This window comes from Rhizobium sp. BK376, from assembly GCF_004341625.1.
GTDB lineage: Bacteria > Pseudomonadota > Alphaproteobacteria > Rhizobiales > Rhizobiaceae > Rhizobium.
The window spans coordinates 1-20,132 of record NZ_SLZG01000035.1; the positions used below are offsets into that span (position 1 = coordinate 1).

The 20,132-nt window shown below is 59.0% G+C and carries 25 protein-coding genes and 2 pseudogenes; 17 read left to right on the forward strand and 10 right to left on the reverse strand.

Features of this window, described 5'->3' with window-relative positions:
• Nucleotides 1–691 precede the first annotated feature (691 nt).
• On the forward strand, nucleotides 692–2,353 hold the full coding sequence (locus EV561_RS33350; protein ID WP_132528180.1) for an alpha-amylase family protein: 1,662 nt from the start codon (nucleotides 692–694) through the stop codon (nucleotides 2,351–2,353).
• 554 nt (nucleotides 2,354–2,907) lie between these two features.
• Here the strand turns inward: EV561_RS33350 and EV561_RS33355 are convergent.
• Nucleotides 2,908–3,546, reverse strand: a complete 639-nt coding sequence (locus tag EV561_RS33355; protein ID WP_132528181.1) for a hypothetical protein — start codon at nucleotides 3,544–3,546, stop codon at nucleotides 2,908–2,910.
• A gap of 141 nt (nucleotides 3,547–3,687) precedes the next feature.
• Nucleotides 3,688–3,843 carry a hypothetical protein gene (locus EV561_RS37450; RefSeq protein ID WP_165928015.1) on the reverse strand — a complete coding sequence of 52 codons (156 nt, stop codon included), beginning with the start codon at nucleotides 3,841–3,843 and terminating at the stop codon, nucleotides 3,688–3,690.
• A gap of 220 nt (nucleotides 3,844–4,063) precedes the next feature.
• Between EV561_RS37450 and EV561_RS33360 the strand changes: the two genes are divergently transcribed.
• Nucleotides 4,064–4,321, forward strand: a complete 258-nt coding sequence (locus tag EV561_RS33360; RefSeq protein WP_132528182.1) for a hypothetical protein — start codon at nucleotides 4,064–4,066, stop codon at nucleotides 4,319–4,321.
• A 49-nt stretch (nucleotides 4,322–4,370) separates the two neighbouring features.
• Here EV561_RS33360 and EV561_RS33365 read toward each other — a convergent pair whose 3' ends face one another.
• Complete coding sequence (locus EV561_RS33365) at nucleotides 4,371–4,730, reverse strand: response regulator (RefSeq protein ID WP_245513162.1); 360 nt, start codon at nucleotides 4,728–4,730, stop codon at nucleotides 4,371–4,373.
• Nucleotides 4,731–4,969: 239 nt separating this feature from the next.
• Between EV561_RS33365 and EV561_RS33370 the strand changes: the two genes are divergently transcribed.
• The 4 genes from EV561_RS33370 (at nucleotide 4,970) to EV561_RS33385 (ending at nucleotide 6,662) form a co-directional block, all read left to right on the forward strand.
• Nucleotides 4,970–5,281 (forward strand): PepSY domain-containing protein, encoded by a 312-nt coding sequence (locus EV561_RS33370; protein ID WP_132528183.1) that lies wholly within the window; start codon nucleotides 4,970–4,972, stop codon nucleotides 5,279–5,281.
• A 22-nt stretch (nucleotides 5,282–5,303) separates the two neighbouring features.
• Complete coding sequence (locus tag EV561_RS33375) at nucleotides 5,304–5,912, forward strand: general stress protein (RefSeq protein ID WP_132528184.1); 609 nt, start codon at nucleotides 5,304–5,306, stop codon at nucleotides 5,910–5,912.
• Between the two features lie 118 nt (nucleotides 5,913–6,030).
• The gene (locus EV561_RS33380) at nucleotides 6,031–6,432 is read left to right on the forward strand and encodes a low affinity iron permease family protein (RefSeq protein WP_132528185.1); all 402 of its coding nucleotides are present in this window, start codon (nucleotides 6,031–6,033) and stop codon (nucleotides 6,430–6,432) included.
• Entirely contained in the window at nucleotides 6,429–6,662 is a 234-nt protein-coding gene (locus EV561_RS33385; protein WP_132528186.1) for a hypothetical protein, read from the forward strand. Before EV561_RS33380 ends, EV561_RS33385 begins: the two co-directional genes overlap by 4 nt.
• A 187-nt stretch (nucleotides 6,663–6,849) precedes the next feature.
• Here the strand turns inward: EV561_RS33385 and EV561_RS33390 are convergent, their stop codons facing one another.
• Together EV561_RS33390 and EV561_RS33395 are read right to left on the reverse strand one after the other, a co-directional pair.
• Nucleotides 6,850–7,113: a hypothetical protein gene (locus EV561_RS33390; RefSeq protein WP_132528187.1), complete on the reverse strand. Its 264-nt coding sequence runs from the start codon at nucleotides 7,111–7,113 to the stop codon at nucleotides 6,850–6,852.
• A 54-nt stretch (nucleotides 7,114–7,167) separates the two neighbouring features.
• Complete coding sequence (locus tag EV561_RS33395) at nucleotides 7,168–7,518, reverse strand: low affinity iron permease family protein (protein ID WP_132528188.1); 351 nt, start codon at nucleotides 7,516–7,518, stop codon at nucleotides 7,168–7,170.
• Nucleotides 7,519–7,703: 185 nt separating this feature from the next.
• Between EV561_RS33395 and EV561_RS33400 the strand changes: the two genes are divergently transcribed.
• Nucleotides 7,704–7,886: a DUF2934 domain-containing protein gene (locus EV561_RS33400; RefSeq protein ID WP_245513171.1), complete on the forward strand. Its 183-nt coding sequence runs from the start codon at nucleotides 7,704–7,706 to the stop codon at nucleotides 7,884–7,886.
• A gap of 120 nt (nucleotides 7,887–8,006) precedes the next feature.
• On the opposite strand, the pseudogene EV561_RS33405 reads toward EV561_RS33400, so the two are convergent.
• The 3 genes and pseudogenes from EV561_RS33405 to EV561_RS38185 form a co-directional block, all read right to left on the reverse strand.
• Nucleotides 8,007–8,703 (reverse strand): annotated as a pseudogene (locus EV561_RS33405) (exodeoxyribonuclease III).
• Nucleotides 8,704–8,777: 74 nt separating this feature from the next.
• Nucleotides 8,778–9,116, reverse strand: a complete 339-nt coding sequence (locus tag EV561_RS38180) for a hypothetical protein (protein ID WP_245513166.1) — start codon at nucleotides 9,114–9,116, stop codon at nucleotides 8,778–8,780.
• A gap of 52 nt (nucleotides 9,117–9,168) precedes the next feature.
• Nucleotides 9,169–9,471, reverse strand: a complete 303-nt coding sequence (locus EV561_RS38185) for a hypothetical protein (protein WP_245513168.1) — start codon at nucleotides 9,469–9,471, stop codon at nucleotides 9,169–9,171.
• Between the two features lie 115 nt (nucleotides 9,472–9,586).
• Between EV561_RS38185 and EV561_RS33415 the strand changes: the two genes are divergently transcribed.
• The 8 genes from EV561_RS33415 to EV561_RS33450 all read left to right on the forward strand — a co-directional run bounded on the left by EV561_RS33415 (nucleotide 9,587) and on the right by EV561_RS33450 (nucleotide 16,321).
• The gene (locus tag EV561_RS33415) at nucleotides 9,587–10,051 is read left to right on the forward strand and encodes a hypothetical protein (RefSeq protein WP_132528189.1); all 465 of its coding nucleotides are present in this window, start codon (nucleotides 9,587–9,589) and stop codon (nucleotides 10,049–10,051) included.
• A 69-nt stretch (nucleotides 10,052–10,120) separates the two neighbouring features.
• Nucleotides 10,121–10,354, forward strand: coding sequence for a DUF2171 domain-containing protein (locus tag EV561_RS33420; RefSeq protein WP_132528190.1), 234 nt, complete (start codon nucleotides 10,121–10,123; stop codon nucleotides 10,352–10,354).
• Between the two features lie 115 nt (nucleotides 10,355–10,469).
• Entirely contained in the window at nucleotides 10,470–11,003 is a 534-nt protein-coding gene (locus EV561_RS33425; RefSeq protein ID WP_132528191.1) for a 2Fe-2S iron-sulfur cluster-binding protein, read from the forward strand.
• Entirely contained in the window at nucleotides 11,000–12,001 is a 1,002-nt protein-coding gene (locus EV561_RS33430) for a xanthine dehydrogenase family protein subunit M (protein ID WP_132528192.1), read from the forward strand. Before EV561_RS33425 ends, EV561_RS33430 begins: the two co-directional genes overlap by 4 nt.
• Nucleotides 11,998–14,283, forward strand: a complete 2,286-nt coding sequence (locus EV561_RS33435; protein WP_132528193.1) for a xanthine dehydrogenase family protein molybdopterin-binding subunit — start codon at nucleotides 11,998–12,000, stop codon at nucleotides 14,281–14,283. Before EV561_RS33430 ends, EV561_RS33435 begins: the two co-directional genes overlap by 4 nt.
• Before the next feature lie 53 nt (nucleotides 14,284–14,336).
• Nucleotides 14,337–14,819 (forward strand): pyridoxamine 5'-phosphate oxidase family protein, encoded by a 483-nt coding sequence (locus tag EV561_RS33440; protein WP_132528194.1) that lies wholly within the window; start codon nucleotides 14,337–14,339, stop codon nucleotides 14,817–14,819.
• 15 nt (nucleotides 14,820–14,834) lie between these two features.
• Entirely contained in the window at nucleotides 14,835–15,143 is a 309-nt protein-coding gene (locus tag EV561_RS33445; RefSeq protein ID WP_132528195.1) for a DUF2934 domain-containing protein, read from the forward strand.
• 95 nt (nucleotides 15,144–15,238) lie between these two features.
• Nucleotides 15,239–16,321: a YihY/virulence factor BrkB family protein gene (locus EV561_RS33450; RefSeq protein ID WP_132528196.1), complete on the forward strand. Its 1,083-nt coding sequence runs from the start codon at nucleotides 15,239–15,241 to the stop codon at nucleotides 16,319–16,321.
• 51 nt (nucleotides 16,322–16,372) lie between these two features.
• Here the strand turns inward: EV561_RS33450 and EV561_RS38190 are convergent.
• Nucleotides 16,373–16,641, reverse strand: a pseudogene (locus tag EV561_RS38190) (transcriptional regulator).
• A complete protein-coding gene (locus EV561_RS38195) occupies nucleotides 16,622–16,843 on the reverse strand; it encodes a hypothetical protein (RefSeq protein WP_132528197.1) in 222 nt (73 codons plus the stop codon). The pseudogene EV561_RS38190 and the gene EV561_RS38195 overlap by 20 nt, the downstream one beginning before the upstream one ends.
• 1,001 nt (nucleotides 16,844–17,844) lie before the next feature.
• Between EV561_RS38195 and EV561_RS33465 the strand changes: the two genes are divergently transcribed.
• Nucleotides 17,845–19,455: an ATP-binding protein gene (locus tag EV561_RS33465; protein ID WP_348633767.1), complete on the forward strand. Its 1,611-nt coding sequence runs from the start codon at nucleotides 17,845–17,847 to the stop codon at nucleotides 19,453–19,455.
• Nucleotides 19,448–20,083 (forward strand): response regulator transcription factor, encoded by a 636-nt coding sequence (locus tag EV561_RS33470; RefSeq protein ID WP_132528198.1) that lies wholly within the window; start codon nucleotides 19,448–19,450, stop codon nucleotides 20,081–20,083. Before EV561_RS33465 ends, EV561_RS33470 begins: the two co-directional genes overlap by 8 nt.
• The last annotated feature ends 49 nt before the right edge of the window (nucleotides 20,084–20,132 follow it).

Sequence of the window (20,132 nt, forward strand, 5' to 3'; positions counted from 1 at the left end):
TCTGCCCGCTGTGGCACGCTGACATCCCCTCCGACCCGACGTCGGAAAGCACGGCAATCAGCCGTCAGCTACACCACTCCAATGGACACGATCTTCTGTCATGCGGAGCGATCTGTTTCCTCGTCTCTTCAAACGCCGCCGTTGCAGCGGAGCGAAAAGCCTCGGGTCCCTCCGAAGCATTGTTCCTTGTCCAGATCATCATTCTGGTCGCTATCGGCAGACTTCTCTGCGAAGCCTTGTTTTGCATCGGACAGACTTCCATCGCAGGTCAAATGATAGGTGGCATACTCCTCGGTCCCTCCGTGCTTGGATTGCTTCTGCCCAAAATACAGGTAGCGGTAGGACGCTTCTCCCGAACTTGCTATCATCACACATGCGAGGAGAGGGCGCTTCAATCTTATCCTACTCGGTGTCAGCAAACGCGCAGGCAACGGGCTTTCATATGGGAGCGTAGCGGACACGCTTCTGGAAACCGCCGATCGGTCTTTCGTCTTCATTGAGACCTGATTAAAACCCCTGAAGGTGGTTTCCCCATCTCCGTTGCATGGGTTGACACGGCTTGGTCCAAAAGCTGTAGCCATCGCACCTAGCAATGGTTCCAGGCTAGATTCCGAGAGATTCCGTTAAGACGCGCTTCGGAACAATTCGGCACCTTGGGTGGTTGCGCTTCGGTCCGTCGACCGGAGGGGACATGATCAACGATCTTTGGTATAAGAACGCCGTCATCTATTGCCTGTCCGTTGAATCCTTCATGGATGCAAACGGAGACGGGATCGGCGATTTTCAAGGCCTGGCCCGTCGCTTGGACTATCTCGCCGGACTTGGCGTGAGCGCGATCTGGCTCATGCCCTTCCAGACATCGCCCGGCAGGGACGGCGGCTACGACGTGTCCGACTATTACAACGTCGATCCACGCTATGGGACACTTGGCGATTTCGTCGAGTTCACCCATGGTGCCAAGCAACGCGGCATCAGGGTTTTGATCGATCTTGTCGTCAATCATACGTCCGACGAACATCCTTGGTTTCAGGAAGCGCGACGGGACCCAGGTTCCCGTTATCGGGACTGGTATGTGTGGTCGAAAGAGAAGCCGGATGGTGCAAATCAAGGAATGGTCTTTCCCGGGGTCCAAAAGACGACCTGGACCTATGATAGGGAGGCTAAGGCATACTTTTTTCATCGATTCTACGATTTCCAACCAGATCTCAACACGGCGAACCCCCATGTGCAGGCCGAAATCCTGAAGATTATGGGATTCTGGATTCAGCTCGGAGTTTCGGGCTTCCGCATGGATGCCGTCCCTTTCGTAATCGCAAAGAAAGGGGCCGACGTCTCCCGTCCTCAGGAGCAGTTCGAGATGCTGAGGACATTTCGGGAATTCCTGCAATGGCGGCAAGGGGACTCCATCATTTTGGCTGAAGCAAACGTCCTGCCGAAGACAGACATGGACTATTTCGGTGAGGACGGCGACCGGATGCATATGATGTTCAATTTTCAGGTCAATCAGACGCTGTTTTACGCGCTTGCCAGTGCCGACTGCCAACCTCTCGTTAAAGCTCTGGACGAAACCCGTACCCGGCCTCAAACAGCGCAATGGGGACTTTTCCTGAGAAATCATGATGAACTTGATCTCGGGCGACTGAGCGAGCGGCAGCGAAACCAGGTCTTTGCCGCCTTTGGACCGGACAAGGACATGCAACTCTATGATCGGGGTATCAGACGCCGTTTCGCGCCGATGATGGACGGCAACGAAGATCGCATAAGAATGGCGTATAGTCTGATGTTTTCGTTGCCTGGCACGCCTGTGCTTCGGTACGGCGACGAAATCGGTATGGGCGACGACCTCTCGCTTCCCGAGCGTCAATGCGCACGCACTCCGATGCAATGGTCAACAGAGCCTCAGGCGGGATTTACCAAAAGCACTGCTTCGGTCCTGCGGGTGATTTCCGGCGGCCCGTATGGCTACGAGCATATTAATGTGGCGCACCAAAGAAAGAATCCGGAATCCATGTTGAACTGGATGGAACGGCTGATCCGGATGCGAAAAGAGGCGCCGGAAATCGGCTGGGGCGACTATCGACCCGTGAACGCCGATCAAAGCGGCGTCTTGGCAATCAAATATGATTGGCGAAACAACTCCGTCCTGATAGTGCACAATTTCAACGCCAATCCCGTCGAGGTAAAGATCGATGCTGGTGGCAGTGAGGAGGACAACATCCTTATCGACATCGCCGACGGAACCGACAGCAGAGCGGACAAGAATGGCAAGCATTGCCTCTGTCTGGAGGGATACGCCTATAAATGGTTTCGAGTTGGCGGTCTTGACTACCTCCTGAGTCGCGCTGAGATCTGACGATCCTGCCTCCACTAACTTGCGCAGTATCATATCCGAGCGCATCTTTTTTCCTGAGTTGTCCGTGCGGCGGATTGTTACACAAAACCTATCGTCGGCTTCTGGTCAAATCGCCCGAGTCCCGGGGAGGGGTCGAGAGCACAATGGTGCGCTCGCAACCGAAAAGGCATGCGCCTTTAGTAAAATTTTCCTAGAACCAGTCAGAAGCGACCTCCAGATTTCGCGCGACGGGTTTGGAACGATGAATATAGCAGTTCGTGTCAGGCAGGTCTCCGCGACCCGGAGCCAAGGGCGCAATCAGTTATCCTCACGACTTGCGTATGATCACGGATCGTGTTCACTCACCGCAGCCTCGGGACATCTTTATTCCGGATCTGCACATCGACACGCTGAAGGTGAAGAGCCGGAATTTCCCCTAGTCGGGACTTCCCATCGTTTGGGACATTCCCAAACCTATTGTGGTTCCTAGCTTGTCGCATTTCTGGACCATTGATGACGAAGCCGAACAACGGCTCTCATGCGGACGGTGGGCCTCGAAGGAAACCAGTCTTCAACTAGCGCAGCAGGCCATCGCTCCCGAACTCGTCCCATCCCTTCAACCCCGTAGGGACGTCACCAGCTTCCTGTTCAGCCCGTTTCGCCTTCTTCTTCCTAAGCGAACGCGTCAGCTTCGCCTGGTATGCGGCGCGCCTGCGATTTTCCGCCCTTGCCGCCGCGTCCTCCACCCGCCATTCGTCGACAGCGCCCCGATCCAGCAGGTCTTCGATAACACGAGGATCGAAGACGTGAAACGTGATCCGTCTTGCCCGGCCTTGAAGTCTGACCGTTCGCGTTCCAGCGCTACGAAGACGCCCGTCCTCCAGCCAGCGTTTCCTCTCCGAACTCGACATCGTAAGGATATCCTCGATCTCCCGAGGGATGACAGGAAGGTCGGCAATGTCCTCCAGCGCCTTGGAGACCGTCGCCGAGATCGCGCGGAACGCTGTTTTGGACGTTTCAGGCATGACCAGGATGAGTGCTCCTGTCTCCATGTCCAGCGACTTTCTGACGGCGGAGGGTAGCCGGGAGCGGATTTCCTGCAGGATTCCTTTGACCCGGACTGCAGATCCAAGTGTCGCGGTCACCGGAAGCTGCCACTCCTTCATCAATTCGGGATAATCGCTTTCGTTCTTTTTCGTCTTCGTCTTGGGCATGTTCAAGCAGATGGGATCGGATGGCCCGAGCGTCAACGCAATTCGCGCTGATTTCCGACGTCTGGCAAGCGTCTGAGATTAGGAAATCGCCGATGTCCGCGCCATGATCAGAAGCTGCGCTTCTGTCCTTATGCCCTGCTTCTAGAATTGAATGATGTTCGTCGCCAGCTCGCTTTCAAGCTCGCTCCCGCGTTCGATATCCAGCTGGTCTCGGACCATATCGAAGACCTTCTGGCAGAGGTCCATATCATCGCCGAGGAGCGGGAGATCGTAATCTTTGACGTATCGTCGAAACATCGGTCGGGCACCCGGCTATGCGTCCTTCCATAATCCATTACTTCCCTGAAAATAGAATGAATTTCCCCACCCTTGAACAGAAGGAGCGGCGAGGCATCGGCAATCGTCGATCCCCGGCGGCGCTCCGGGGAAGGGGAGTAGCCATTCGACATCACGGGTGGATCTGCACTCAAACGACCCGGCAAGTGATTCGTTGAGTGGCGAATCAGGAGACTTGCGCATGGCTCGGTTCATCGAAGCAGCCGGTCCGAAGCCGGTTTCGGTCTTGACCGTGCACCAGCGCGATCAGGTCTTGCTGGAGATCAGGAAGAGCGTGCAGTTCAGCGCCCTGGCGTCGAAAGCGGCGAAAGATCGACGATCGAAGCGGCTGGAAGCGTTCCGCGAAAAGGTCGCTCGTGAGCACGAGGCGCCAGCCGCCGGTTATTTCGATGCCTCCGCCGAACTCGTTCATCGAGCATTGGATCTCCTCGCCGAATAGCCTCCTAAAATTTCCGTCGCGTGTTCCGGCTTGCGTCGCCGCCCGGACGTTACACCGGATTGAGCGCACGCGTCACGGCTGCGATCATCTCGTCCGGCAACGCCGGTTTTCCCAGCAGATGCCCGCTCGCAAATGCTGGCTCTGCCGCTCGAAGGGATTCGCCCTCGCCCGAGTAGACGATGAAAGGGACCGCCAGTTCGCTCAGGCGCCGAACCACGACCGTGCACATTCCATCCGACAGGCGGGGATCAACAATCGCCAGGGAGGGCGTGTTGACTTCAAGCCATTCGCTGGCTTCCACGCACGTGGTGAACGTTACATGGTTGGGGTGTCCGCTTTCATCGAGAACCTCTTCGAGATCCAAGGCGATGAACGGCTGGTCTTCAAGCAAAAGAATGGGCGCGAACAACAGCGTTCCTCAGGGGTCTGAGAACACTATACGCTGTCTTTGCTCGTGTCACGTGACGAAGACGCGCTGGCCTGCCTGGGACCAATCCGGCGGCGCTATTTCAGGCGAACCAATCCCGTCGCCGCCTTACGTCGATAGTGCGCCGTGCGCCGTTTCCAAGGCCAGAGCCGCACAAATAAATGATTGGAACCTCTAGCGTTTTCGTATGTTTCAGTCTCACTCAACACGAGGAAACACCAATGAAAAAAATAGCAACCTTATCCGCAGTCCTGCTTCTCTCGGCATCCGGAGCCTTCGCCCAGAGCGAAACGCCGAGCACGTCGCAGACCACCCCGGCAGTCAAAACCGAACAGAACCCAGGAGCTCCCGTCGCTGGCAAAAACAGCTTCACGGAAGCACAGGCCAAGTCCCATCTCGAAGAAGCAGGCTACAAGGACGTCACCGGGCTGAAGCTCGACGACCAGGGCGTCTGGCGTGCAACCGCGACCAAGGACGGCAAGCAGGCAAATGTCGCCCTGGACTTCCAGGGCAATGTGACGATGGCCAAGTAACTTGAACACGGAGGAAATTTCTATGAAAACGATCACTGGACTTTATGACAGCTACAGCGACGCCAAGGCTGCCGTGAAAGCGCTGGAAGACGCCGGCGTCTCTTCGGATGACATCAGCATCGTCACCAACAAAACCAACGGCGTCGATGTGGAAGGCCAAGGTACCCATGCGGCTGACGGTGCTGGCACAGGCGCTGGCATTGGAGCCGTGGCCGGCGGGGCAGGCGGGCTTCTGGCTGGCCTCGGGATGCTTGCGATCCCCGGAGTCGGCCCGGTTGTCGCTGCCGGATGGCTTGCGGCGACGGCGGCAGGAGCAGTCGCAGGCGCGGTTGCAGGCGGCGCCGTTGGCGGCATTGTCGGCGCCATGGTTGAATCCGGAGTGCCGGAAGAGGATGCCAATTTATATGCCGAAGGCATCCGCCGCGGCGGCTCGGTCATAACCGCACGGGTCGACGAGAGCCGCGTCGCGTCCGCTGAAGCGATCCTCAATAGTTCGCCGCGTGTCGACATCGCAGCACGTCGGGCCAGCTACGCCGAGCAGGGCTGGACACGCTTCGACGAAACGGCCGATCCGTACACGCCGGAACAGATTGCGGCCGAGCGCGAACGATACCGGACCAATCGTCTGTAGCCGAAATCGAGGCAGGCTGGGGCGATTTTCTCCGGCCTGTTTTCGCCGACGTATTTTGGGGAACCCCGCTACCATTGCACGCGTTAAGGATTGTTTCCCTCCAGCAGGACATCCCGTCATGAACTCCCTGTTTTCCAAATTCGCAACGAAGATCGCCGATCTCTCCGGCAAGCCCGCGACCTTCGTGATGGCGGTTGTCCTTGTCCTCGTCTGGGCGGTTTCCGGACCGTTCTTCAATTATTCCGAAACCTGGCAGCTGGTCATCAACACATCGACGACGATCGTCACCTTCCTGATGGTCTTTGTCTTGCAGAACTCGCAGAACCGCGACGGCAAGGCGCTTCAGGCCAAGCTCGACGAACTGATCCTTTCCTCGCAGGCCCAGAACAAGTTCGTCGGCATCGAAAAGCTTGATGAAGAATCTCTCCGAAAGATGAGCAAGACGCTGGCGGAGAAGGCCGAATGCGTTGCCGAGGTTGCCGACGAGAAGGCGGAAGCGCCTGAGGGGGCGCCGGCGTGAAGAGATATTTCTTCGACCTGCACAACGGCGACGGGCCAACTACGGACGATTGCGGCCTCGAGCTTGAAACAAGAGGGGATATCGCAAGGCATGTCGCCAAGATCCTCCTCGACGTAGCTCGTGACGAACTGCGTGAGCAGGACCGGGTGTTAATGTCGGTGACAGTCCGCGACGTGGAAGGGAAGACTATCTCTGTGGCCGCGTTGGCCTTCAACAACGAATGGGTCTGAAGTGGAAGAAGCCGAGACACGGTCCCCGCGGCCTCGGCTTCCCGATCCGAGCTATCACTCAAGGATCCGCCTTAACCGTAGCAGGCCTTTGCCGTCATATTAGTTTGTTCTTCATTAAAGCAAGCATTCCGTCTAATTCCAGGGCGGGGTGTCGCTTTCGAGCAACGGGCCGGGTTTTGCCGACGGCTCAATGCGATGTGTCGAACAGATGCGGCTCCTCATCGAAGTTCCCATTGCTTGCGGTGTCGTAGCGGTTGAGGCTCCGGCCGCCACCTCTCGTGCCGAAAGCGGTGAACTGGATCATCATGGCCTTTGCCCGTTCAAGAGCTTCGTCGGCATCCGATGCGTGATCATCGCTGACGTGGACGGATACGGCATCACCATCGTCGCCGACGAATTCAACGTTCCATCCGTCAGGCCCGTGAATGATATCAGTGTTCATCAGGTTCATGTCATCCCGCCTTTCAAGCAAACTGATTGGCCGCGCCACGAGATTCGCCCTTTGTTACCGATCTGCTTGACGGTCTCCAATCAGCAGCAGCAGATCCGCTTCTTGAAGCTGCTCGACTCCGATCAGGTGGTTGCGTGCCTCGCTGGATCGTATCAGCTCATCTGCCTTCACCTGCAGCGCATGCATGTCGCGGTTCTGCGAATGCTGCATGATCAGGAGCACGAAAAGCGTTGTCATTGTCCCGAACACGTTTGTCAGCAAATACCATCGCGTCGGAAGACCCAGAAACACTCCGCCAACGCACCACATGACGGTCGACAGCATTGCCGCCAACAGAACAAGTCTGTGGCCCGCCAGTACGACGGCTCTTTCCGATAGCTGTAGGTATAGCCTCGAGTTCTTCATCGACAGGGAAATGACTTGAACCGCTCATCGTTCCCTTGTGAAGTGCTGGCACGTCTTCACGCTCTGAGCTTGAATGTGCCCGTGCTTCTGGAACTGGTTTGCCCGTTGGGAATTATTCTTGCCAGACACAGGAGGAGACGTCGATGAACGACAACGAGCAGGCACGGCGCGAGCGAGCCTATTAGCTGTGGGAAGGTGAGGGACGGCCGGAAGGGCGACATCTCGATCACTGGCAGCACGCTGAAGACCAGCTCGAGGCAACCGAGCGGGCAGCCGAAGTTGAGGTTGAGCAGATCGCGTCGGAAAAGCCCAAGAAGAAAAGCGAAGTGCCTCCGACAGCGCCGCCAACGAAAAAGGTTGCCATGTAACAATTCGAGCCGCCCCAAGAACCCAGTTTCACGTTCGATGGTGCCAACGGACCTTGGCTAACCGATGTCGCGCTCCAAGTCGATTTCGATCATGACGGGGGCGTGATCGCTTGTGTGCTCCTAGCTTCGAGGTTCCCTACGGACGCTGGCGGACTTGAGCCAGCCCACTACAGCCGGACTAAGCAGGAAATGGTCGATCCTCAGTCCTGCCTCGCGCTCGAATGAATTTCGCCAATATTTCCAGAAGGTATAAATGCGTTCCTCCGGATGAAGATGGCGGACGGCGTCCGTCCACCCCTGCGCCACGAGGTCGGCGTAGGCCTTGCGGACTTCCGGCCGAAACGGCGCGCCGTCACGCCAGCGTTCGGGCTTGTCGACGTCGACGTCCGCATGACATTGAAGTCGCCGACCAGCAAGGCAGGGACCTTCAAGTCGAGCAACTCGGCCGCATAGGCATGCAGACGTCGAAACCAGCGGAGCTTGTAGACAAACTTCGGCCCCGGCGCGGGATTTCCGTTCGGCAGATAGAGACAGCCGATCAACAGGCCATTGACCGCGGACTCGATGTAGCGGCTATGACTGTCGTCGGGATCGCCGGGGGAGGATCGGTGCGGATCCCTTCGACGCCGTTCCACGACTTCTGGCCCTGCCAGATCGCCCCGTAGCCCGCCCGCTCGATCTCCTTTCGCGGGAAGTTCGCATCCTCCGTCTTCAGTTCCTGCAGGCAGACGACATCCGGCACGTCTTCCTTCGGCCAGCGAAGCAGAACGTTCAGTCGCCCGTTGATGCCGTTGACGTTGTAGCTGGCGATCCTCATGAGGTTCTCGCATGACGAAAAGGCCCCGCTGAAGGCGAGGCCATGTTGTTCGGCGATCGGCGAAGCGGCATGTCCTAGCGGCCGCGTTGGAAACTCTGCTCCTGACGCATGCTGTCCATGTCCTGGCTTTGCTTGGCCTCACGGGTGGCGGGATCCGCTTCGTCCTCGACCGTTCGCTGATGTCCGGTCGGAAGGACATCGTCGCGCAGCTCGTCATCGATCGGGAAGGAGTCGCGGGTAGCGGCCTCCGCTTCGAAGGCATCTTCCTGGAGCTTGGCGGCCTGTGCGCTGCGATCGTGGTCTTCGAATTCCCGCTCCTGGATCGAGGGGCCATATGCCCTCGTCGAAAGGGCGTCGGTGGTCGTCGGCGCGTTCCAGCCGTCGCTGCGCCATTGTTCCGCGCGTTCGTCCATGTCGATTGCACCGTGCTCGTCGAGGATGTCATGGGCGATCTCATAGGTCGCGTCATCGACTGTGGCTGAAACAAGGAACCCGCCGCGGCGCAGTCCTTCGGCGTAGACTGCGCGATCCTCGGCGGTAAACAGCCAGTCCTTTGGCTACGAGTCCGACGACGAAAAGGCCGAGGTCAGCAGTGACGATCGGGTTGGCTTCTGGGCGCGGCATCAAGCGAACTTGGCTCACCCCAGCTTCCGTCAGGCGATCGATCGCCTGCTCCGCATCACCGCGAGAGTCGAAGAAGGCGGTCAGCGTGCTCCCGGCACGGCCGCCCGAATAGGCAGGAGCACTTTCATTGTAGAGATTGGTCATCGGATCCTGCATCGTTCTTCCGCGCTGCCGAACGAGCGTCCAAAGGAAATTGTTCCGCAGCTTCACGGGGAACTGTTCAGTCGATCTGCCGTTTGCTTCATAAATGGAGGAAGCGATGTCCAATGTATCGAAAGCCGGGACCGGCGATGTCAACAATGGCACCAGTCCAAACACATTCGGACGCTCTGTTGAGAGCAGAGCGCAAATTTTGGATGCTCAAACGGTCGGCTCGACCAACTCCCTTGGCGAGCCTCTGTCAGTCTTTCGGCTCGAACCGATCGCGGCAGTCGACGATCCGAGGTGGCAGAACGCCCCGAACCACGGCGTGGTCCTCGTGGCGGCGCGAACATCAGGAGACGCCCGCATCGTCGCTGCGAGCCGCGAACTGGACTTCATGGAAATCAATGCTGCTCCAGCCGATGACGTTACCACAGCGAATGCAAGCGCGTTCCGGGACGACAGGCTCTACACCGTGATCGAGATCGAGCGCGGTAGACGAGATCTCGAACGCGGCCTTCTCGAAGGCGATATCTCGGCAGCCACGATCAGGCCGGTGCAGTCCAACAAGACTGCCCAATAGTTCGCTGCCGTTGGAACTGTGTGGTTCGCGGGAAGTTATGGATCTGTTCCCACAATGAGGAAGACGACAATGATCAATTCCGACGAGATCCGCGAACATATGGAAGTCCGGGCCGCTGATGGCCGGCATGTCGGCACAGTCGACCACATGGATGGCACGTCCCGCATCAAACTCACCAGAACAGATTCCGAGGACGGCAAACACCACCTGATACCACTCGACTGGGTCGACCATGTCGACGCCCATGTCCACCTGTCGAAGAACGCGGACGAAGTCCGCAGCCAGTGGTTCGCGGTGAATTGACCGCTTCGGCGCCGCGATAGCGGCGCCATCTCGGCCTGCGCTCCCCCATGCGATTGCTCATGCGCGAGCCGCGCGGGACATCCCCCCAATAAGCCAGAAAGCCACGGAGGCCCTCATGGACTTTTTCGTGAATGGCGAGGCAGCGACTGTCTCCGCCGATATCCGAACCTCCCTTCTTGATCTGCTCCGGAATCATCTCGGTCTGACCGGAACGAAGAAAGGCTGCGATCAGGGCGCATGCGGCGCCTGCACTGTGCTGGTGGATGGTGAGCGCATCAATTCCTGCCTGGCGCTGGCGGCCCAGTATCAGGGCCGCAACATTATCACGGTCGAAGGCCTTGCCGCGAACGGCAACCTCCATCCGCTTCAGGAAGCATTTGTCGAGCATGACGGCTTCCAGTGCGGCTACTGCACGCCGGGCCAGCTCTGCTCCGCCATCGGGATGTTGGACGAAGCCCAGCGCAATATTCCAAGCGTGGTCACCAGGGATCTGACGACAGCGAGCATTACGCTTGATGAAACGGAGTTGCGCGAACGCATGAGCGGCAATCTGTGTCGCTGCGGCGCCTATAACGGCATCATCGAGGCGATCTCCGAGGTGCTGATCGAGCAACCCGCCGAGTCGAAAAAGAGGAGGGCCAGCGCATGAACCCTTTCACCTTTGAACAGGCGGCCGATGCCTCGGCCGCTATCCGGCTGGCGAATGGCGCGGCTGCCGCGAGATATCTCGGCGGTGGCACCAATCTTGTCGATCTCATGCGCGAGACCGTCGAACAGCCGGACATGCTCATCGACGTCACCCATCTGCCGGGCGATATCGAGCCACGCGACGACGGTAGCCTCCTCGTCGGAGCGGCGGCAAAGAACACCGCGCTTGCCGCCCACCCCGATGTGCGCTCCACGTTTCCTTTGCTGACGCGGGCGATTCTCGCCGGCGCCAGCGCGCAGATCCGCAATATGGCGACAATAGGCGGCAATATCCTGCAGCGCACTCGCTGCCGCTACTTCTATGACAATGCCGCGCACTGCAACAAGCGGCAGCAGGGTGCTGGCTGCGACGCCCAGGAAGGCTTCAACCGCTATCATGCGATCCTCGGCGCGTCGCCCGCCTGTATCGCGACCCACCCGTCCGACATGTGCGTGGCGCTTGCCGCCCTCGATGCGAAGATCCACCTCGAAGGTGCTGCAGACGGACCAGCAAACCAACGCATCCTGCCGCTTCTCGATCTCCATCGCCTCCCGGGCGATCGCCCCGACGTCGAAACCGAACTGCTACCGAACGAGTTGATCACCGCGATCGAAATTCCACCGCTCGCCTTCGCGCGCCGTTCGACCTATCGCAAGGTTCGGGATCGTGCGAGCTATGCCTTCGCCCTGGTTTCCGTCGCTGCCGCTCTCGATATCGATGAGAATGGTTTGGTGCGCGACGCGCGGCTGGCGCTGGGCGGCGTCGCCCAAAAGCCTTGGCGGGCGTTGAAGGCCGAAGAGGCGCTGAGAGGCCAGTTGGCTGGACCGGAAAGCTTCCGTGCAGCGGCAGAAGCCGAACTTGCCTCCGCCGTCGGCCTTCGCGACAACAAGTTCAAGATCGAGCTGGCAAAACGGACGATCGTCGCCGTTCTCAACGAGTTGAAAGGAGAGGGCGAATGAGTGTGCAACCCGAGCCCCGCAAACCGACATCTGGCCGCTGGCAGCCGGCGATCACCCCCGATCCGCTGCTGCGCAAGCATGGCGCGCTCGGCAAGCCGGTCTCCCGTGTCGACGGGCAACTCAAGGTGCAGGGCAAGGCGCGCTTCGCCGCGGAGTTTCCCTACAAGAATATCTGCTATGCCGCACTCGTCTTCAGCACGATCGCGCGGGGTCGCATCATGAGACTTGAGACGGGCGCGGCTGAAAGGGCGTCCGGTGTTACGCTCGTCATGACCTACCACAATGCTCCGCGCATGAAGGCGCCGTCGCTGATGATGTCCTCGCCGACGGCAGCGGGCGCCAGCGACCTTCCCGTCATGCAGAATGATGAAATCCATTGGAACGGTCAGCCGGTGGCTCTCGTCCTCGGAGAAACCCAGGAACAGGCCGACTATGCCGCCTCGCTGATTAAGGTCGAATATGCGACGCTGCCTGCCGTGACGATCTTCGAGGAGGCCAAGAAGATGCCGCGGCAGCTCGAAACGCTACTCGGTCAGCCGCCGATCCTTGAAATCGGCGATGCGGAAGCAGCCTTGAAGGCATCCGAGGTGAAGATCGACCAAATCTACGGTACGCCCCGGCACAATCACAATGCGATCGAACTGCACGGCGCGACCGTTGCCTGGGACGGTGACGCGCTCCGGGTTCACGACGCCACGCAGATGATCGACCTGACAACGGGGCAGCTCGCCGATATTTTCGGTATCGACGAAAAAAATGTGCACCTGACGTCGCCCTATGTCGGTGGCGGCTTTGGCGGCAAGTGTCTTTGGGATCACCAGATCCTTGCCTGCGCCGCGGCCAAGCTCGCAAAACGACCAGTCCGCATCATGCTATCGCGCGAGGGCGTCTTCCGGGTCGTAGGCGGGCGGACGGTCACCGAGCAGCGCGTCGCGCTCGGTGCAAAGGCCGACGGCAGGCTCGATGCGCTGATCCACTCCGGCATCGTGGCGATGACGTTGCACAATTCCTGCCCGGAGCAGTTCACCTTTCCCGCCCGCCATCTCTACACGGCGAAGACCTTCCGCCTCGCGCAGGAGGTCGCAGATATGGACATGCTGGCGAACACCTTTATGCGGGCGCCTGGCGAATCCGTCGGTACATTCGCGCTGGAAAGTGCGGTCGACGAACTCGCCGACAAGCTCGGCATTGATCCGATCGATCTGCGCCGCCGCATCGAGCCGGAGAAGGATCCGACCAGCGGTAAGCCGTTTTCCTCCCGCCATCTGATGGAAGCCTATGAGAGGGGCGCGGAAAAATTCGGCTGGAATAGGCGAAGCCGGACGCCGCGGGCGCGGCGCGAAGGCGAATGGCTGATGGGCATGGGCTGCGCCACGGCGACCTATCCCTATCACCGCTTCCCCGGTGGTGCGGCCCGCATCCGGCTGACATCGGACGGCAGGGTCACGGTCTCGACGGCGGTGCATGACATGGGAATGGGAACCGCGACGGCACAGGCGCAGCATATCGCCGCCCGTCTCGGGGTGCCGATCGGGCACGTCGCATTCGAATATGGCGACAGCACCTTGCCGCGCGGCGTGATTGCCGGCGGCTCGACGCAGACAGCTTCAATCGGCGGCGCGATCATTGCGGCAACGGAGGTCTTCATCGAGGAACTCATCAAGCTCGCGGGCAATGCTTCGCCGCTCGCCGGCCTTTCGCTTGCCGATGTCGAGCCGCGCGACGAAGGCATCGGCCACCGCGACGATCCCGCGCGCTTCGAGACCTACAGGTCGATCCTGCAGCGATCCGGTCGTGATGAACTTTGCTGCGTCGGCGAAGCGCCGCCGCCCGCCGAGATGGAGGCCTTCTCCATGCATTCCTACGGAGCGCAGTTCTGCGAGGTGCGCGTTAGCGAGATCACCGGCGAGACGCGTGTATCGCGCTTCCTCGGCTCCTTCGATGCCGGCCATATCGTCAATGCCAAGACGGCAACGAGCCAGTTCAAGGGCGGCATCATCATGGGTATCGGGCTGGCGCTGACGGAGGAGACGAACTTCGATGAGCGGTCCGGCCGCATCGTCAACGCCTCGCTCGCCGACTATCACGTGCCGGTGCAGATGGATGTCCCCAATATCGATATCCTCTACACCGATGCCCCCGATCCGCAGGCGCCGATGGGCGCGCGCGGCATCGGCGAAATCGGCATAACGGGCGTGGCGGCCGCGGTCGCCAACGCGGTCTACAACGCGACCGGCAGGCGCATCCGCGACCTGCCCATCACCCTCGACAAGCTGTTGTGAACACAAGAGCACGCGTCTTTGGGCGCGCTGTGGAACCGAATAGGAGACCTGTCATGGCCAAGACGGAAGATGATGTCGGAAAAGTATGGGATCTTGCGGAGCGCATCGGCTTCTGCATGCTGTCGACCGCAACGGGCAGGGACATCCGCGCCCGTCCGATGGCGGCCTATGTCGAAAGACTGGAGAATGCGTTCTATTTTCTGACCGACGCATCGAGCCACAAGGACGACGAGGTGGAGCGCAACCCCAGCGTCTGCCTCGCCTTTGCAGACAGTCGCGGTCAGAAATACGTGTCGATTTCGGGAACCGCCGAGATCGAAAACGATCGCGAGAAGATCCACGAGCTCTGGGCGACCCCGGCCAGGGCCTGGTGGGAAAGCGCCGACGATTCCTCCATTCGCATCCTGAAGGTGACGCCGTCCTTCGCGGAATACTGGGACAGTCCCGGTACCGTCGTCAGCTACATCAAGATGGCCGCGGCTGCGCTGACGAATGCTCGGCCAGACATGGGCGATACCGCCAAGGTGAGCATGTAGAAGGGGCGACAGACGATGGGAACCGACCTGCAGGAGCGCATTCGGCACCGCGCTTACGAGATATGGGAAAGTGAGGGCCGACCGGAGCGTCAGGACGTGCGTCACTGGCTTCAGGCATCGAAGGAACTCGGCAATTCAGCCGAGAGCGACGAGAACGGCGAGGACGACCGCGACCAGACCGCCTTGCTCCAAGGTGCCGGAGAAAGCGGCGATTTCGCAGCGAGAGGCGTTCGACCGCGATCGGCCGGGGATCCGGCCGAGGTCGAAATCACGACGGGTGAACAGTCCGTGCGCCAGAGCGTCAGAAAGACCGAAGGCCCTTAGAATCCGATTTCGCTCCGGCCCGCAAATAGCTCTTCGGGCGACCGCATCTTTTCGGTCGTCCGGACGTTCATTGAGAAATGAACGGAGGTTGCTGGATGACGAAGCTTTCCGGTGGACTGGGCCTGTGGGGACCGCTGGCATTGGTATCGATCGCCACGCTCGCATGGCTGGTCGCACTTTCAAGCGATCCGGATGGGCTGATGCAGCGTCCGCCCGGCGAGGGGAGACGCGATGATCCCCACGGTCGGTATGTCGCGGTTCCCGAACAGCTCCCGGCACAAGGCCTCCGCGACGTCGTTATGCGTGTCTGGAACGAGGTCTCTGATGACCGGGTGACGCTGATCGCGGCCGGCGTCACCTTCTATTTGCTGCTGGCGCTCTTTCCGGCTCTTGCAGCGCTGGTGTCGCTTTACGCCCTCGTCGCCGATCCCCTGACCATTTCCGAACATCTGAGGGATTTGGCGGCACTGCTCCCGCCGGGCGCGTTCGACCTCGTTGCCGATCAGATCCAGGCCCTCGCGCATCGCCAGCAAGGTGCGCTCAGCATTGCCTTCGGGGTCGGTCTCGCCGTCGCGCTCTGGAGCACGCACAATGGAGCCTTGGCCATCTTCGATGCGATGAACGTAGCCTACGAGGAGACTGAAAAGCGCGGTTTCGTGAAGCGCAATCTGATCGCGCTCGTATTCACCCTTTGCGCAATCGTGTCGGTTGGAATTCTGGTCGCGACCGCGGCGGTGCTCCCACTGATCTTCTCCTATATTTGGCTCGATCGGTTTCAGGCGGATGCTGTCCTGATATCCAGGTGGCCTCTGCTTTTTATCTGCGCCTTCTGCGCTGTGATGGCGATTTATCGCTTCGCGCCGAGCCGCGAACCGCCTCGACTTCGATGGATGACCTGGGGCGCGGTGACGACCACGGTCGGCTGGTTCGCCATGTCGATCGCCTTCGCCATCTATCTTGATCGTTTCGCGAACTACAATGCCACATACGGGACGCTGGGGGCATTGATCGGACTTCTCATGTGGACCTGGCTCTCGGTGACGATCCTCATCGTCGGTGCTGAACTGAATGCAGAGTTGGAGCATCAGACTGAAATCGACACGACCACGGGCAAGCCTCTCCTGATGGGCAGCCGTGGCGCCTACATGGCCGATACGATTGGGAAGGCAGCGGAGTAGCTCCTTCGATGCGGAAGTCTTCGAGTGGGAAGGCCTCGTAGTAGATTGAAGTCATCGACCATCCCCAAAGGTCGGCAGGAAGCCAAGGTCGTCTTCCGAAGACGCATTCGACACCTGGGCTGCTTTCAGGTCTCCGATCTCGATACCCACAGTACGGGCGACAATCAGCGCCTTTTCGAGCTGGCAGCTTGGTTTGCCGGATTCGAGTTCAACAACCGTTCGCCCGTGCTCGAACGACTAGCCAGTTCGGTTTGCCTCCAGCCGAGAATTTTGCGCTTTTCCTTGATGGCGGCTCCGAAATCACGTGCGGACCTGAGCATCGAGCATCTCCAAGGACGGCTTACCGGACAGGAAGTTTTTTCGATTTGCAATATTATCCTTACCGATCGGGAAGAAAGCGGGCGTAGGCTGCAAAATCATCCCGGACGGGAAGTATTGCTGTTTTGTACGATCCACGGCGACCATTCCGATCGCGCGTTTCAGCTTGAACGCCGTTCGCAACGTTCGTCCGGTGTTGATCAAAACGGGCAGGCCCTCAGCGCCGAGCGGCTCTTCGTTGCATGTCGAAAATGCGTTCGAACGCGGGCCGCCGCGTCATGGGGGAGCATCTTCGATACCTGCCCGCACAATCCGCAAGTAACGCCGAGAAGAACTTCGTTACCGAAAACCGGGGATTCCTCGGTGAGCAGATATGGCACAGTAAGGCTCATCTTCCCTGAGACAACCCGCCCCCGCATTTTCTGGGTTGCCGAATGTTGATCACTCCTTCGGTGAATCTCGCCAGGCGCGCTCGACATCAAGCAGGTCTTCAACGACCGTGGGACCTTATAGCGTTAAGTATGGGATATCATGAGCAGTGTTGCAGCCTTAGACCGATTTTTTGGGGGGCGGCCGCGCTTGTTGGCCGCAGTTCTGATTTTCATTCACGACCTGCCTCCGTGACCTGCGAGGTCGATCATATCTGCGCGACTATGTTCGCGCAGACCTTGAAACTGCTGCAAATTGTCAACGTGATCGCAATTACTGCGGCACCGTCGGCTTCTAGAGCATGTGTAGGGCGGAACCACGGCATAGGTGAGCCATAAGCAGAGGGTCCATGCGACCCCAAACCTATGTATAGTTATCCCGCCAAATGTTCCGCGCTAGGTTATTCGCGTGCCTCGATAGTCCCCCGATGAGGCCTGTAGCGACAAGCTACAATACTGTTCGGTGTTTTCCCCTCCACCGAACCTGCGGATGGCCAATCCGCCAGAGGCTGCCTTCACCAGAAAGGCAGTCTCTTTTTTTGAGCAGTGGCCGCGCATGTTGGAGGTGAAACCGAGGTTTGAGAAATAGCAAACCCGAAACTCACGCGTCACTACAACTTTCAAGTTGACGTGGTGCATAGGGGGCGAGCACGCTGACAACCACTGTGGCGGCCCCGCGAAGGTTCGCATGCGCAGGGGCAGCGTTCGATCGATGTGAGTTGCGTCGAGGCGACCTAAATCATTGTATAGGTTCGGTCGAATTCGGAACACGGTATCTTGCCCGCACAAGGTGGGACTAAATCAATGTCGGAAAAGAAAAATGTCTGGTTGGAACGACATGCAGGAAGCAAACATGGCCTTGTCTTCGGGGTGATCGCGCTTGCCGCCGCGGCAGCAATCTTCAGCATTGACACCTACACGAAGATCGAGGGCGCGATTGCTGTTCTATATGTGATCGTTTTGTTGCTCTCGGCAGAGGCGACGACAAGGACTGGTTTGCTGGTTGCGACGGGATTGTGCATCGGCCTGTCGATTCTGTCCTATCTGTTGACCCATGGGCTCGACCCGGATCTGCAGACAGCGCTGCGTTTGACGGTAGCACTGGCGGCACTCTGCGTGACGGCTGCACTCCTCCTGCGAAATGACCGGGCTCGAACGAATATACTCATGACCAATGCCGCGCTTCGCGAGAGCGAGCGCCGCTATCGTTCTATCTTCGATATGACCCGCGTCGCGCTCTGGGAGCGAGATTATTCGCGGGTACGCGCCTATATAGTTGGCCTCAAGGAGGAAGGCGTAACCGACTTGCGTGACTATATCCGCACTCACCCGGAGGTCATTCCGCAATGCATCGCGATGATCGGCGTCGTGGCCGCAAACGACGCGGCCGTTGACCTTCTTGGACGGCGTGCAGGCAGCAATTCCCCAGGCGTCATGTCCCACTTTATTTCGCCAGCGAATGAAGCCTTCCTGGATGTCTTGCAGGCGATATTCGATGGCGCGAGTTTTTTTGAGGGCATGGCGGAGATAACGGCTGAAGCCGGCGAGACGAAGCTCGTGTTGCTCAGCATCAGCTTCCCGGACGATCCCGCTGCGTTTAACCGCGTGGTCGTCAGCATGGTCGATATTACACAACGCGAGCAGGCTCGCAAAGCTCTTGTTGAAGCTCAGGCCGAACTGACCCGGGCGGCGAGGGCTGCAACCGTCGGCGTGATGTCCGCCTCTTTGGCGCATGAGCTGAATCAGCCGCTTGGCGCAATCGTTGTTAATTCTCAGACTCTGCTGAGATGGCTCGATCGCGATCCTCCCGATCTCGCGGCAGCAAGACGGTCGGCAGAACGGATGATCCGGGACAGCCAGCGGGCAAGCTCAATCATTCACAACACGCGGTCTTTGTTGTCCCAGTCCCAGGAAGGTATCGAACAGGTCGATTTAAGCGCCCTTGTCAGAGATACCCTCGCTCTTATGGAACATGAACTGGAGAAAGAGCGAACCACCGTCGAAATAGTCCAGATTGCTCGCGTTCCATCCATTTCTTCCGTGAAGATCGAGATGCAGCAGGTGATGATAAATCTAATCGCCAATGCCGTTCAGGCGATGAGCGCAGCTCGATCGGAAAACAGGCGGATAACCATTGCGCTGGACGCAGCCGACAATGCGAAAGTCGTTGCGATCACAGTGCGGGACACTGGTCCTGGCCTTAGCGCAGATACTTTGGAGAAGCTGTTTTTTCCTTTCTACACGACGAAGGAAAGCGGAATGGGCATGGGTCTTTCGATTTGCCGGAGTACGATAGAGGCACGCGGCGGCTCGTTGGTGGGTTCAAATCATCCCGAAGGTGGTGCCGTCTTCGAGATCAGACTGCCAGTGGAGGTTGCCAATGCCTAGCGCCCGGGAAACGAAGCAACAGAACCGCGAGCCCATCGTCTACATCGTCGATGACGATGTATCGATGCGAGAATCCCTCGAGGATCTCTTCCGTTCGATGCATTTTGAAGCGCTCGCATTCGAAAGCCCTGCAGACTTCCTGCGCCGCGCCGATTTTCGCAGGCCCGGCTGCATCGTGCTGGATGTCAGATTGCCGGGCGTCAATGGTTTGGACTTCCAGTCTCAACTCGAAAGCGGTGGCAGCACGATGCCGATCGTGTTCATGACCGGCTACGGGGACATTCCGATGAGCGTGAGGGCGATGAAAGCGGGCGCCGTAGATTTTCTTGCCAAGCCGTTTAGAGACCAGGATCTCCTGGATGCAGTCACTGCGGCCATCGAGCACAATGCGAAGCACATGCGGGAGCAGGAGCAGGTGCAGGCCATAGCCGACCGTGTCGATACGCTGACCCCTCGGGAACGGGAAGTCATGGCCGCGGTCGTGCAAGGAATGATGAACAAGCAGATCGCCCACAAACTCGGGATAAGCGAGATCACGGTAAAACTCCACAGAGGAAACGTCATGCGCAAGATGCAGGTGCGGTCAGTCGCTGACCTGGTGCGCGTCACGGAGAAGTTCGCTCAATAGTGCGAGTCGTCGAGCGCTCCGGCAGTACATCCGGCCCGCAATGCGCTGG